This window comes from Acidimicrobiia bacterium (assembly GCA_035651955.1).
Classification (GTDB): domain Bacteria; phylum Actinomycetota; class Acidimicrobiia; order IMCC26256; family JAMXLJ01; genus JAMXLJ01.
Window position 1 is genome coordinate 70,011 of sequence record DASRES010000081.1, and the last position, 13,601, is coordinate 83,611.

At 72.1% G+C, this 13,601-nt stretch carries 12 protein-coding genes; 8 read left to right on the forward strand and 4 right to left on the reverse strand.

Annotated features, from left to right (window positions below):
* Positions 1-68 precede the first annotated feature (68 nt).
* The 5 genes from VFC33_17455 (at position 69) to VFC33_17475 (ending at position 4,665) form a co-directional block, all read left to right on the forward strand.
* Positions 69-689, forward strand: coding sequence for a PadR family transcriptional regulator (locus tag VFC33_17455; protein HZR15026.1), 621 nt, complete (start codon positions 69-71; stop codon positions 687-689).
* Complete coding sequence (locus VFC33_17460; protein ID HZR15027.1) at positions 686-1,774, forward strand: inositol-3-phosphate synthase; 1,089 nt, start codon at positions 686-688, stop codon at positions 1,772-1,774. The genes VFC33_17455 and VFC33_17460 overlap by 4 nt, the downstream gene beginning before the upstream one ends.
* Positions 1,775-1,851: 77 nt before the next feature.
* Positions 1,852-3,429 (forward strand): DUF885 domain-containing protein, encoded by a 1,578-nt coding sequence (locus VFC33_17465; protein ID HZR15028.1) that lies wholly within the window; start codon positions 1,852-1,854, stop codon positions 3,427-3,429.
* Between the two features lie 5 nt (positions 3,430-3,434).
* Complete coding sequence (locus VFC33_17470; GenBank protein ID HZR15029.1) at positions 3,435-4,193, forward strand: methyltransferase domain-containing protein; 759 nt, start codon at positions 3,435-3,437, stop codon at positions 4,191-4,193.
* A 1-nt stretch (position 4,194) separates the two neighbouring features.
* Positions 4,195-4,665, forward strand: coding sequence for an OsmC family protein (locus VFC33_17475; protein ID HZR15030.1), 471 nt, complete (start codon positions 4,195-4,197; stop codon positions 4,663-4,665).
* Here the strand turns inward: VFC33_17475 and VFC33_17480 are convergent.
* From VFC33_17480 to VFC33_17495, 4 genes are all read right to left on the reverse strand, one after another.
* Positions 4,640-5,299, reverse strand: a complete 660-nt coding sequence (locus tag VFC33_17480) for a maleylpyruvate isomerase family mycothiol-dependent enzyme (protein ID HZR15031.1) — start codon at positions 5,297-5,299, stop codon at positions 4,640-4,642. The two genes, VFC33_17475 and VFC33_17480, sit on opposite strands and share 26 nt — an antisense overlap.
* The gene (locus VFC33_17485; protein ID HZR15032.1) at positions 5,296-6,684 is read right to left on the reverse strand and encodes a CCA tRNA nucleotidyltransferase; all 1,389 of its coding nucleotides are present in this window, start codon (positions 6,682-6,684) and stop codon (positions 5,296-5,298) included. Before VFC33_17485 ends, VFC33_17480 begins: the two co-directional genes overlap by 4 nt.
* 140 nt (positions 6,685-6,824) lie before the next feature.
* Positions 6,825-7,919: a PilT/PilU family type 4a pilus ATPase gene (locus tag VFC33_17490; GenBank protein HZR15033.1), complete on the reverse strand. Its 1,095-nt coding sequence runs from the start codon at positions 7,917-7,919 to the stop codon at positions 6,825-6,827.
* A 64-nt stretch (positions 7,920-7,983) separates the two neighbouring features.
* Entirely contained in the window at positions 7,984-9,000 is a 1,017-nt protein-coding gene (locus tag VFC33_17495) for a histone deacetylase (protein HZR15034.1), read from the reverse strand.
* Positions 9,001-9,073: 73 nt separating this feature from the next.
* Here VFC33_17495 and VFC33_17500 point away from each other — a divergent pair, with 73 nt between their 5' ends.
* From VFC33_17500 to murJ, 3 genes are read left to right on the forward strand one after another with little or no spacing between them, the layout of a single operon-like run.
* The gene (locus VFC33_17500) at positions 9,074-9,793 is read left to right on the forward strand and encodes a GNAT family N-acetyltransferase (protein ID HZR15035.1); all 720 of its coding nucleotides are present in this window, start codon (positions 9,074-9,076) and stop codon (positions 9,791-9,793) included.
* Positions 9,790-11,892 carry a DUF6049 family protein gene (locus VFC33_17505; protein ID HZR15036.1) on the forward strand — a complete coding sequence of 701 codons (2,103 nt, stop codon included), beginning with the start codon at positions 9,790-9,792 and terminating at the stop codon, positions 11,890-11,892. The genes VFC33_17500 and VFC33_17505 overlap by 4 nt, the downstream gene beginning before the upstream one ends.
* Complete coding sequence (gene murJ, locus VFC33_17510) at positions 11,876-13,564, forward strand: murein biosynthesis integral membrane protein MurJ (GenBank protein ID HZR15037.1); 1,689 nt, start codon at positions 11,876-11,878, stop codon at positions 13,562-13,564. Before VFC33_17505 ends, murJ begins: the two co-directional genes overlap by 17 nt.
* The last annotated feature ends 37 nt before the right edge of the window (positions 13,565-13,601 follow it).

Here is a 13,601-nt window from a genome sequence, read left to right on the forward strand (position 1 = left end):
ACGACCGATATATCGGCTCGATATATCATTCCGTCATATCGCCGAACACCCCCGGAGCCCGACCCCAAATGCTCGAGCTCGCCGTCCTCGGCCTCCTCAAGGAGCAACCGCTCCACGGCTACGAGCTGAAGAAGCGCCTGGGCGACACGCTCGGGTTCCTCTGGGGCGTCTCGTACGGGTCGCTCTATCCCGCGCTGCGCCGCCTCGAGCGGGCGGGGGCTGTCGAGGTCGTCGAGCCCGGTGACGAGGCACCCGCGCCCCCGATGCCCGCCACGGGGTCGCTGAGCGGCGAGGCCGCGGCAGCCCGAGTCCGCCGGCTCGCCAAGCCCGGGCGGCGCAACCGCAAGGCCTACCGCCTCACCGAACGGGGCGAGCAGATGTTCCTCGAGCTGCTGACGGGCGACACCGCGCCCGGTACGGACGACGAGCGGGCCTTCGCGCTCAAGCTCGCGTTCTGCCGGTACCTCCCGCGCGACGCCCGCATGGCCCTCCTCGAGCAGCGCCGCGCCGACCTCGTCGCGCGCCTGCACCGCGCGCGCGGGTCGCGCGCCGGCCAGGACCGGTACGCGCTGTCGCTGCTCGAGCACGGCCGGAAGTCCACCGAACGCGACCTCGAGTGGGTCGACGAGCTGATCGCCGCCGAACGTGCGGCGGCGGCCGAAGCGTCACAGGAAGGAGCCACCGCATGAACCGCACCAGCGGTCGAAGTCGGATCCGCGTCGCCATCGCGGGCGTGGGGAACTGCGCGAGCAGCCTCGTCCAGGGCGTCGAGTACTACCGCAAGGCCGACCCCGCCGAGTCGGTGCCGGGCCTCATGCACGTAGTGCTCGGCGGCTACCACGTCGGCGACGTCGAGTTCGTCGCTGCGTTCGACGTCGACGCCGCGAAGGTCGGGCTCGACGTCGGCAAGGCGATCTTCGCGGGGCAGAACAACACCATCCGCTTCGCGCACGTCGGCGAGCTCGGCGTGCAGGTGCAACGCGGTCCGACACTCGACGGTCTCGGCAAGTACTACCGCCAGACGATCGAGGAGTCGCCCCTCGAGCCGGTCGACGTCGCGCGCGTGCTGCGCGCGACGCAGGCCGACGTGCTCGTGAGCTATCTCCCGGTCGGCAGCGAGGAAGCGCAGAAGCACTACGCGCAGGCCGCGCTCGACGCCGGCGTCGCGTTCGTGAACGCGATCCCCGTGTTCATCGCGAGCGACCCAGTGTGGGCGCAGAAGTTCGCCGACGCGGGTGTGCCGATCGTCGGCGACGACATCAAGAGCCAGGTCGGCGCCACGATCGTCCACCGGATCCTCGCCCGCCTCTTCGAGGACCGCGGGCTGGTGCTCGACCGCACGTACCAGCTCAACGTCGGCGGCAACATGGACTTCAAGAACATGCTCGAGCGCGAGCGCCTCGAGTCCAAGAAGATCTCGAAGACGCAGTCCGTCACGAGCCAGATCGACCACGGCATCGAAGCCGACGACGTGCACATCGGCCCGTCCGACCACGTCGCCTGGCTCGACGACCGCAAGTGGGCGTACATCCGGCTCGAGGGCCGCAACTTCGGCGACGTGCCGCTCAACGTCGAGCTGAAGCTCGAGGTGTGGGACTCGCCCAACTCGGCCGGCGTGATCATCGACGCGCTGCGGTGCGCCAAGATCGCCAAGGACCGCGGCATCGGCGGCCCGCTGCTCGGCCCGTCGGCGTACTTCATGAAGTCGCCGCCCGTGCAGTACCGCGACGACGAGGCGCACGACATGGTGGAGGAATTCGCGAACCAGTCGTAGGTCGCGCCCAACGCTGTTCCAGCACCCCCGGCTGCCGCCGGGGGTGCTGTCGCGTATCGTGCCGTATCGTGCCGCCGATGCGCCCGGTCGCAGCGCTCGGGCAGGCGTACGCGGACCTCGTGTGCGAGACGTTCCCGGCGCGCGCGACGTATCTCGGCGTCCACGACCACGACGACCGTCTCGGAGAGCACACCGCGGCGACGTTCGAGGCGTTCGCGTCGGAGCTGCGGGCGCTGCGCACGGAGCTCGCGACGACTCGGGACGACGGCATCGACGCGCGGGCCCTCGACGGCGCGCTCGCCACGGAGCTCCTCGCGCTCGAGCAGGAGCAGCAATGGCGCCGGAACCCGGAGGGCGCGATCGACGGCGCGCTGGCGGCGTGCCTCGCGCTGTTGCTCCGCGACACCGCGCCGGTCGAGACGCGCATCAGCGCCTTGCGCGGTCGCCTCGCGGAGCTGCCCGCGTTCCTCGACGGCGCCCGACGGACGTGGTCGGACGTGCCGCGCGTGTGGAGCGAGTCGGCCCACGAGACCGCAGCGGCGGGCGCGGCGTTCCTCCGCGACGACCTTCTCGAGGCGGTGCCCGAGCCGATGCGCTCCGGCTCGATCGTCGATGCCGCGACGCGTGCGGCCGACGCGCTCGACGCCGTCGCCGCGCACCTGCGCTCGCTGCCGGACAGCGGGCCGTGGGTCGCGGGGGAGCACGTCGTCGCGCAGCGACTTCGAGCGCAGCACCACCTGACCGACGGTCCGGAGGCGATCGCGGCGCGCGGACACGCGCTGGTGGCCGAGACCCTCACGCGGCTCGAGGAGCTCGATCCCGACTGGCGCGCGCTCGTCGCCCATCACAAGGACGACCATCCCCCGCTGGACGGGCTGCTCGCGCGCTACCGGGACGAGATGGCGCGCACGCGCGCGTTCGTGGAGGAGCACGACGTCGCCACCGCCACCGACGACCCGCTCGACGTCCGGCCGTCGCCGCGCTTCTGGGCCCACCTCGTGCCGTACGCGGCCTACGACCCGCCCGGGTTCTTCGAGCCCGACAGCCCGGGTGTGTTCTGGGTGACGGTTCCCGACGGCGACGACGCAGCGGAGCGGCTGCGCGGGCACGCGCACGCGTCGGTGGTGCTGACCGCGATCCACGAGGGCTATCCCGGCCACCACCTCCAGCTCACGCGCGCCAACCGCGACGCGGGCGTCGTGGCCGCGATGGCCGAGTCGCCGCTCACCGTCGAGGGCTGGGCGTTCTACTGCGAGGAGATGCTCCTCGACGCGGGGTTCGACCGCGACGACGCGGTGATGCGCACGTTCCAGCTGAAGGACCAGCTGTGGCGGGCGGTGCGCGTCGTCGTCGACATCGGGTTGCACACCGGCGAGATCGACTTGGACGCCGCGGTCGACATGCTCGTGCGTGTCGCGGACCTCGAGCGCCCGAACGCGATGGACGAGGTGCGCCGCTACACGTCGACGCCGACGTACCAGATCGGCTACGCGATCGGGAAGGACGAGATCCTGCGACTCCGGGCGCGGTGCGAGAGACTCGACGGCGCGTCGTTCCGCATCGGGCGCTTCCACGACGAGCTCCTGTCCTACGGCTCGCTGCCCGTCCCGTTGGCCGCGGAAGCCATGCTCGCCGCACGCGAGCAGTCAGAATGACGTCGATGACGACGGGGAACACCGAGAGCTGGAACCGCATCGCGCGCCGACGCGACGCGAGCACGCTCCCCACCGACACGATCTCCTACGGGCCGGACGCGCCGACCGAGCAGGAGCTGCGGCTCCTCGGGGACGTGAACGGTCGTCGGGTCCTCGACCTCGGGTGCGGCAGCGGCGCTTCCGCCGTCGCGTTCGCACGTCAGGGTGCGACGGTCATCGCGGTCGACGCGTCGAACGCGCAGCTCGCGCACGCGCGTGCGCTCGCCGACCGCGCGGAGGCCCGCGTCGAATGGCACCTCGGGGATCTCGCGGACCTCGCGTTCCTCCGCGCGGACTCCATCGACGTCGCGTTCAGCGCCCACGCGCTCGCGGAGGTCGCCGACGTCGGGCGCGTCTTCCGCCAGGTGCACCGCGTGCTGCGACCACAGGGGACCTTCGTGCTGTCCTACGAGCACCCGCTCGCGCTGCTCATCGCGCGGGAGATGGGTCCCGCGGCTGCCGGGTCGCGGAACGGGGCGATGGAGCTGCCCCTCGACCGGCTCGAGATCCGCCGTTCCTACTTCGACGAGTCGCCGATCGTCGTCGACCGCGACGGTGAGCCCGTGACCGTCCACCCGCGCACGGTGTCCAGCGTCTTCATGGGCCTCACCCGCTCGGGTTTCCGGGTCGAGGTGATCACGGAACCCCCGCCCGCGCCGGAGGCGGACGAGGACCTGCCTGTCGCACCGACGATCGTCTGGCGGGCGCGCAAGGAAGGGCTGTGAGTTGGCCGAGCACCGCTACCTCGCGACCTGCTCGTGGCGGGGGTCCACGGCCGGCGGCTACGACGCGTACGACCGCGCGCACGACGCGACGGTCCCTCCCGTCGAGGCGACCGTCCCGTTGTCGTCCGACCCGGCGTTCCGCGGCGACCCGTCACGGCTGAACCCCGAGCAGCTGCTCGTGCTCGCAGCGGCGTCGTGTCAGCTGCTGTCGTTCCTCGCGGTCGCGGCGCGCGCCCGAGTCGACGTCGTCGCGTACGACGACACGGCGGAAGGTGTGATGCCCACGTCGAACCGGCCGATGTGGATCACCGAGATCGTGCTGCGACCGCACGTCACCGTGAACGGCGACGTGGACGAGGCACGTGTGCGTCACCTCTGTGACGTCGCCCACCGCGAGTGCTTCGTCGCGAGCTCGCTGCGTACCGAGGTCCGGGTCGAACCCGAGATCACGTTCGGCGCCGCAGCCACCTGAACGGCGGCCGCCGTCCCGACCGCCGCAGCAACGAGGCCCACGGGTCGCCGAAGCGCGCCACCGCCGGTGCGAACGTGCGCAGCATGTTGCCCTCGACGCCGCCGCGCGCGACGGCGAAGCAGTCGATGACCGCGTTCAGCAGCGTCTCGGGATCGCCGGGGCGGTGCTCACGGCCGACGGCGCGCGCGACGTCCCACGCGTGCAGGTGCCACTCGGCCGCGGCGACGGCCAGGTGCAGGCCCGCCGTAACGGTCCCCGACGGGAACCCGTAGGGCGTGTCCCACGCGTCGCGCACCCGCGCCCCGTACGACGCAGCCCGCTCGGTGAACTGCTCGATCGCGACGTTTCCCGGCACCGCGACCCGTCGCGCCAGCTCCTGCGCGTTCCGGGCCTCGAGCTCGTCGGACGTGAACGGCGGCGACCCGTCGCCGGCGAGGCCCCGGTCGAGCCACGCGTGGTACCAGTCCGCGACGGCGAGGACGTGGCGCGCGACCTCCTCGATCGTCCACGTGCCGCACGCGCGTACGGCCCACCGGTCGGCGTCGACGCCCATCGTGACCTCGGACAGCGCGCGCACCCCGTCGCGGTACTCGCCGAGCACGGCGACGCGCGAGCAGTGCGGCGCGGTCGTCACGCGTGCGGCAGGCCGCGCTCGTCGGCCCACGCGGCGAGACGCCGGTACGCCTCGTCCTCGGGGATCGGTCCCTCGTCGAGGCGGATCTCGAGCAGGTGGTCGAGCGCCTCGCCGACGAGGGGCCCGGGCCGGATGCCGAGGAACGCCATCACCTGCCGTCCGTCGAGCGGCGGGCGGATGCGGTCGAGCTCCTCCTGCGCGCGCAGCGCCTCGATGCGTTCCTCCAGCTCGTCCATGCGGCGCGCGAGCGCGCGGGCGCGCTGCTTGTTGCGCGTCGTGCAGTCGCACCGCACGAGGTGGTTGAGATCGTCGAGCAACGGGCCCGCATCGCGCGCGTACCTGCGCACGGCCTTGTCGGTCCATCCCATCGCGTACGTGTGGATGCGGAGATGGAGGTAGACGAGCTTCGTGACGTCCTCGACGACGTCGTTCGGGTACTTCAGCGCGCGCAGGCGTTCCTGGGTCATCCGCGCGCCGACGACCTCGTGGTGGTGGAAGCTCACGCCACCACGGGCGAACGAGCGCGTCTTCGGCTTGCCGACGTCGTGCATCAGCGCGGCGAGCCGGACCTTGAGCTCGGGCCGAGTGTTGCGCACGACCGCGATCGTGTGCGCGAGGACGTCCTTGTGCTGATGGATCGGATCCTGCTCGAGCTGCATCGCGTTGAGCTCGGGAAGGAACTCGTCGCTCAACTTCGTGTCCGCGAGGAACCACAGACCTTCGGACGGGTCGTCGACGAGCAGGAGCTTGGTCAGCTCGTCACGGATGCGCTCGGCGCTCACGATCTCGAGCCGGCTCCGCAGCTGCTCGACCGCGGTGACCAGACTGGGATCCGGGACGAGGTCGAACGCGGCGACGAAGCGCGCCGCGCGCAGCATCCGCAGCGGATCGTCGAGGAACGACACCTCGGGGTCGAGCGGCGTACGCAGCCGGTGCGCGGCGAGGTCGACCGCGCCGTCGAACGGGTCCACGAGGAGCGGGTCGGGGAGACGGAGGGCCATCGCGTTCACGGTGAAGTCGCGCCGCGACAGGTCGGTCTCGACGTCGTCGGCGTAGGTCACGTCGGGCTTGCGGCTCTCGGGGCGGTACACGTCTGCGCGGAACGTCGTGATCTCGAAGCGCGTGCCGTCGACCTCGCAGCCGATCGTCCCGAACCGCTTGCCCTTCGTCCAGACGTGGTCGGCCCAGCCGCGCACGATCCGCTCGATGGCGTCGGGGCGGGCGTCGGTGCAGACGTCGAGGTCCACGGGCGGCCGGTCGAGCAGCGCGTCGCGCACGCTGCCGCCGACGAGGTAGCACTGGTGACCGGCGTCGGTGAGGCGCGCCGCGAGCCGCTGCACCGGGGAGCCCGCCGCGAGGACCGCCTGCAGCCGTTCGGGGATCACGCCCCATTGTCGCGGTCCGCGGGCGCCGGGATCGGACCGATTGCCGCTGGCCCGGGATGGACCGGGGAATATCGTCCGCCGGACTCGTCGGGATCCCTACGCACCGGCGCCCGCGAGCTGACGCGGCTACAAGTTCGCGGCTAGGAGTTCGCGGCCTCCATGCGCGCGAGCTCGAACTGCTCCATCTTGAGACGGAGATCGTGCGGCTGCGTCGCGGTCGCGAGCGCGTCACGCCGGCTGACCATCCCCTGCTTGTAGAGCGACAGCAGGCTCTGGTCGAACGTCTGCATGCCGTAATACTCGCCCTCGGCGATGATCTGCTCGATGTCGTGGGTGCTGTCCGGGTCGACGATCCGGTCGAACACGCGACCGGTTGCCACGAGCACCTCGACCGCGGGCACCCGGCCCGCGCGGTCACACCGCTCGAGCAGCCGCTGGCTGATGATGCCGCGCAGCGACCCGGCGATCGACATGCGCACCTGACGCTGCTGGTGCGACGGGAAGAAGTCGATGACCCGGTTGATCGTGTCCGTCGCGCTGATCGTGTGGAGCGTCGAGAACACGAGGTGGCCGGTCTCCGCGGCCGCGAGCGCGGCCCAGACGGTGTCGGGGTCGCGCATCTCGCCGATGAGGATGACGTCGGGGTCCTGACGGAGGACGCGCTTGAGCGCGGCATGGAAGTCCTCGGTGTCCGTACCGACCTCGCGCTGGTTGACGATCGACTGCTTGTCGGTGTGGAGGACCTCGATCGGGTCCTCGATCGTCACGATGTGACGCTGCTGCGTCTCGTTGATGTGGTCGATCATGGCCGCGAGCGACGTCGTCTTGCCCGAGCCGGTCGGACCGGTGACGAGCACGAGGCCGCGCGGCTCCTCCGCGAGACGCCGGACGACCGTCGGCAGCCCGAGGTCCTCGAAGCTCGGGATCCCGGGAAGGACGCGGCGCAGCACGAGCCCGACGGAGCCGCGCTGACGGAACACGTTGACGCGGAAGCGACCGAGGCCCGCGACGGTGTACGCGAAGTCGGCCTCGTTCGTCGCGAGGAACTCGTCGGCGCGCTGCTTGGGCATGATGGCGAACGCGACGCGCTCCGTGTCCGCAGCCGTCACGACGTCGAACCGGGTCTCCTCGAGTCGTCCGTCGATTCGCAGGAAGGGTCGCGAACCGACCTTCACGTGGAGGTCCGACGCCCGGTGGTCGACGGCGTCGCGAAGCAGCTCGTCCAGCTCCAGCACCGCGGCGTTATCGGCACCTTTCGCCCGGAACCTGAGCGTGTGCTCCGCCTGGAGCGCGCTCGGTTCAGACGCCGAGGTCGGACCAGAGGTCGGCGACCGCGTCGACGACGACGTGGCCCGGTCCGCCCGCGCTCGGGGCCTCCTCGTGGGGCGGACGGGCGCCGACGAGGGCGGGGAGCGTCGTCGCGACCGACCGGGCGAGCGCGTCGAGGTCGTAGCCGCCCTCGAGGAACGCGATCCGCCGGCCTGCGGGTACGAGCGCGGCCAGCCGCTCCGTGAGCAGGCCGAAGTCGCCCGCGCTCAGCGACAAGCCGGTCAGCGGATCGGCGCGGTGGCCGTCGAAGCCGGCGGAGAGCAGCAGCCACGTGGGCTCGAAGCGTTCCACCAGCGGGCCGACCACCGCGTCACACGCGGCGAGGTACACGTCACCGGTCGCGCCGGGCGGGAAGGGAAGGTTGCAGTTCGTGCCGACGCCGCCGTCGTGGCCGATCTCGTCGAGCCGCCCCGTTCCCGGGTACAGCGGCCACTGGTGGAACGACACGTACAGCACCCGGCCGTCACGCTCGAAGCAGGCCTGCGTCCCGTTCCCGTGGTGCGCGTCGAAGTCGACGATCGCGACGCGTTCGCCGCGGTCAGCGAGCGCGGCGGCACTGATCGCGACACTGTTGAGAAGGCAGAACCCCATCGCGCGCGACGGCGTCGCGTGATGACCCGGGGGTCGGAGCGCGAGGAACGCCGCGTCACCGGCACCGCGGTCGAGCGCGTCGATCGCGGCGAGGCCGGCACCGGCGGCGTGCACCGCCGCCTTCCACGATCCCGGTGAGACGACCGTGTCCGGGTCGACGGCCCCGCCGCGCGCGCACAGGGCGTGCAGCGCGTCCAGGTGGTCGGGGGGATGAACGCGCTCCAGCTCCGCGCGCTCCGCGGCGCGCGGTGGCAGCGGTTGCAGCGCGTCGACGACGCCCGAACGCTGGATGCCGACCTCGACGGCCTCGAGCCGCGCCGCGCGCTCCGGATGGCCACGCCCGGTGTCGTGGGCGGCGAACACGGGGTCGGTCGCGACGAGGAGCACGCCGTCCATCGTCGCGCCGTACGAATGGGACACCGGCCCGGCGGCCCCTGGTCGAGTGGTCCGGCCGGTACTGTCGCCCCCGATGGTCGGCGCGCAGCGCCCGGATCCTCCGCCTCACCACGTGCTGCGCTGGCGCGGTGGTTGGGCGCGTCTCGGCGCCTGGCGCGGGAGCACGGAGGTCGCCTTCGTCTCGGTCGGCGCGCAGCGCCCGCCCGACGGCGACCTCGTGGAGCGCGCCCTGCGGACCCTGACCGCAGAGGGCTACACGTCGGTCGTCACGAACGCCCTCGCGCCGGCCGACGCGCTCCCGTTCGTGGACGCCGGCTTCGCCGTACGCGAGCGGCTCCACCTCCTCGCCCACGACATGGTCCGCCTTCCCTACACGACGTTGCCGACCCGTCGCGCCCGGCGGGCGGACCGCGAGCTCGTCCTCGCGCTCGACGGCCGCGCGTTCGACGGGTTCTGGCGGCTCGACGCCCAGGGGCTCGACGACGCGCTCCACGCGACGCCGGTCACGCGGTTTCGTGTCGCGGAGGACGGGCCAGACGTCGTCGCGTACGCCATCTCGGGTCGCGCGGGCGCGACCGGGTACCTCCAACGCATCGCGGTCGATCCGTCCGTGCGCGGCCGCGGCTGGGGTCGCGCCGTCGTCACCGACGCGCTCCACTGGCTGCACCGCCATCACGTCTCGCGCACGCTGGTCAACACGCAGTGCGACAATGACGCCGCGTTGCACCTGTACGAGGCGTGCGGATTCGCGCGACTCCCCGTCGGGCTCTGCGTGATGGGGCGCGAGCTGTGAGACGTACGCGCGACGTCGCCTCGGTCGTGGCCGTCGTCGCGGTTGTCGCGGTCGTGGTGTCGGCGCTGCTCGCATTCGACGCGACACCGGCGCGCGCGGCGAACGGCACGACGACGACGACAGCGTCGCGAGGACCGGCCGGCACCATCACGCTGCTGCAGCAACCGGCGTGGAGCCCGCTCGACTCGGACGTCGCGATGCGCGTCCGCATCGACGGTGACGTCGCACGGCTCGGTGTGTCGTTCGCACTGCACTCGTCGCTGTCCTCGCGTACCGCGTTCGAGGACACGATCGGGGAGACGGGTCTCGGCGGCCGGATGCACGTGACGACCGCGCCCCTCGCGTCGTTGCCGGCCGCGGGCGACGTGTACACGATCACGGGGCTGGTGCGCGCGCCGGCCAGCGAAGGCGTCTACGCGCTCGAGGTGGAGCTCTACGACCTGCACACGCGAGGCCGCGTCGACGGGTTCGTCACGTACGTCGTCGCGGTGAGCCAGACGCAGCCGGGCGGCTACGCGATCGCGCAGCCGCTGGCGACCGCGTGGATCTGGCCCGCGGTCGCGAACCCCGCCTACCTCCCTGACGGATCGCCCGACCCGTCCGTCGTCCGGGAGCTCGGCCCGGACGGCCGCCTCGGGCGGATCGCGTCGCTCGTGAAGGCGGCCGCCGGGCTGCCGATCACGGTCGAACCGGGCCCGGAGACGGTCGAGGCGTGGTCCGCGCTCGCGAACCAGGACCGTGATCTCGCCGCGACGTTCGCCGCGCTCCGCGACTCGACGCAGTCGTTCCTCGCCGGCGCCTACGTCCCGGTCGACATGCCCGCGCTTGTCGACGCCGGGCTGGCGAGCGAGATCGGCGCGCAGCTGTCGTTCGGCGCCGACACGTTGACCTCGGTGTTCGGTGTGCGCGCCGACACCCGCACGGTCGCGGTCGACCCGATCGACCAGCGCTCGCTCGGCGACCTCCACGACTCGGGGGTCGACCGGGTGGTCGTCGACCCGTCACGCCTGACGCCGATCTCGTCGAAGTTCACACCCGCGCGCCCGTTCGAGCTCGGCGCCGACGGACGGGTGCTGACGGCCGTCGCGACGGATCCCGGTCTCGCGTCGCTCCTCGCGCCCGGCGACGCGTCACCGGCGCTGCGCGCGCAGCGGTTCCTCGCCGGCCTCGCCGTCGTCGCGTTCGAGGCGCCCGGCACCCAGCGCGGCGTGGTCGTCGCGATGCCGACGATGTGGAACGTCGACGCGTCGACGCAGACGGCGGTCACGACCGTCCTCGCCGGGCTGCGGGACAACCCGCTCGTCAAGGTGGAGAGCGTCGGGACGTTGCTCGACACGGTGCCGGCCGAGACGTCGGGCCGGTCGCGGCAACCTCTCGTCCGGACCACACAGCCCCTCCGCACCTCGCCGTCGCTGCCGGTGAGCGCGCGTGACGTCCGGACCGAGACCGATCGTCTCGCGTCGTTCGGAACGCTCGTCACACCGGACGACCCCCGCATCCAACGCGGCAACCGCGCCATCCTCGTCTCGATGAGCTCGGCATGGACGGGCGCGAGCGGGCGACGGCGCGCCGCGCGCGAGCTCGGCGTTATCGAGGACACCATCGGCGCGTTCGTCGCGGAGATCCGCGGCCCGCAGAACTCGACGGTGACGATCACCGCGCGCCGCGCCGAGATCCCACTCTCGTTCCAGAACGCGACGGACCAACCGGTGAAGGTCCGGGTCCGGTTCCAGAGCGAGAAGCTGTTCTTCCCGGACGGCGCCGACCGGGTCCTCACGCTCCCGCCGCGGAACACGACGGCGCGCTTCGCCGTCGAGGCGCGGACGTCGGGCACGTTCCCGCTCAGCGTCAGCGTGACGTCGCCCGACGGGCAGATCAGCTTCGAGCAGACGCGCTTCACGGTGCGTTCGACCGTCGTCAGCGGCGTCGGTCTCGTGCTGATGCTCGGTGCCGGCTTCTTCCTCGCGGGCTGGTGGGCCAACCACTACCGGCGACGCAGGCGCGGTCGCCGGGAGGCGCGGGAGTCCGGACGGACACCGCGCGTCCGCGGCGCGACCGCGTGGGAACCGACCGCGCCGAGTCGTGGGTCCGCCGGCTGACCGGACGCGCGTCCGCGCGCCGTCCCCGTCGAGCGTCGACCCCGCGACCGAGAACGCGACCGCGACACCGGGCACACCACGTCAGCTGGTCCGCTCGAGCGCGATCGTCGGCGTCGGCACGGCCCTGTCGCGCATCACCGGGTTCCTGCGCGTCTCCGCGATGGCGTCGATCGGCTTCGGGCGGCTGACCGACGTCTACAACATCGCGAACTCGACGCCCAACATCGTCTACGAGCTGCTCCTCGGCGGCATCCTGACGGCGACGCTCGTCCCGCTCTACGTCGAGAACCTGCACAACGACGACAACGACGCGACCGACGCGATCAACTCGGTCGCGATGGTCGGGCTCGTCATCGTGACGCTGCTCGGTCTCGCTGCGACGCCGTGGATCATCAAGCTCTACACGTTGCGTCTGCACGGTGCGGACCGCGCGGTGCAGCAGCGTCTCGCGACGACGCTCTTGTTCCTGTTCATGCCGCAGATCCTGTTCTACGGCATGACCGCGCTCGCCACCGCGATGCTGAACGCCCGCCGCAGGTTCGCGGCGGCGGCGTTCGCGCCCGTCCTGAACAACGTCGTCGTGATCGGCGTGTTCGTCGGCCTCCCGTACGCGACGACGCACCAGCTCTCGGTGTCGAGCGTCGACCACTCGCTGCCGCTGCTCCTGCTGCTCGGCGCCGGGACGACCGCCGGCATCGTCGCGATGGCCCTCGCGCTCCTTCCCGCGCTCCGACGCGCCGGTGTCCACGTTCGGTTCACGACGCGGTGGCGTCATCCCGCGGTGCGCAAGCTCGCGCGCCTGTCCGCGTGGACGTTCGGCTACGTCGCCGCAAACCAGATCGCGGCGCTCGTCGTGTTGTTCCTGTCGTACGGGCGGTCGGGCGACGCGTCCGTGTACGTCGCCGCGTTCACGTTCTTCCAGCTCCCGCACGGGCTGTTCGCGGTGTCGCTCATGACGGCGCTCGTACCCGAGCTGTCGCGCGCGGCGAGCGCGGGTGACCTGCGAGCGTTCCGCGACCAGTTCTCGCTCGGGCTGCGTCTCATGGCGCTCGTCGTGTTGCCGGCCGCGGTCATCATGGTCGTGCTCGCGCGCCCGATCGTGAACGGGCTGTTGCTCTACGGCCACTTCAGCACGCAGTCCGCGGGGCGGACCGCGAGCACGCTCGCACTGTTCGGCGTCGGCGTGTTCTCGTTCTCGCTGTACCTGTTCGCGCTGCGCGGCTTCTACTCGTTGCAGGACACGCGCACGCCCTTCTACCTGAACTGCCTCGAGAACGCGATCAACATCGTGCTCGCGTTCGCGCTCTACCCGCTGTGGCACGTCGCGGGACTCGCGCTGTCGTGGTCCGTCGCGTACGTCGTCGCGTCCGTCGCCGCGATGCTCGCGTTGCGCCGCCGACTGGTCCGCCTCGAGGGCCGGCAGACGGTACGGTCCCTGGTCCGGGTGTCGATCGCGTCGGTCGCGCTCGGGGTGGTGGCCTGGTTGGTCGCCACGGGCGTCGGGTATTCGTCCGCGCGCCGCGCACTGGCGGCGCTCGCGGCGGCAGGGGTGGTCGGTGGGCTGGTCTACGGGGGCGTGCTGGTCGTGCTGCGCAGCGACGAGATCGGCGACCTGCGGGCCGCCCTGCGCCGGCGCCGACGCACCGGAGGCCACCCAGCCGTGCGAGCATGAGCGGAGCGCGGCCCGGCGCCGCAGGCGCCAAGAGCGA

Bases quoted from the DNA above. Each gene is read 5' to 3' on its own strand.
- VFC33_17455 (HZR15026.1), top strand. From the start codon at position 69: ATGCTCGAGCTCGCCGTCCTCGGCCTCCTCAAGGAGCAACCGCTCCAC.
- VFC33_17460 (HZR15027.1), top strand. From the start codon at position 686: ATGAACCGCACCAGCGGTCGAAGTCGGATCCGCGTCGCCATCGCGGGC.
- VFC33_17465 (HZR15028.1), top strand. From the start codon at position 1,852: ATGCGCCCGGTCGCAGCGCTCGGGCAGGCGTACGCGGACCTCGTGTGC.
- VFC33_17500 (HZR15035.1), top strand. From the start codon at position 9,074: ATGGTCGGCGCGCAGCGCCCGGATCCTCCGCCTCACCACGTGCTGCGC.
- VFC33_17470 (HZR15029.1), top strand. From the start codon at position 3,435: ATGACGACGGGGAACACCGAGAGCTGGAACCGCATCGCGCGCCGACGC.
- VFC33_17495 (HZR15034.1), bottom strand. From the start codon at position 9,000: ATGGACGGCGTGCTCCTCGTCGCGACCGACCCCGTGTTCGCCGCCCAC.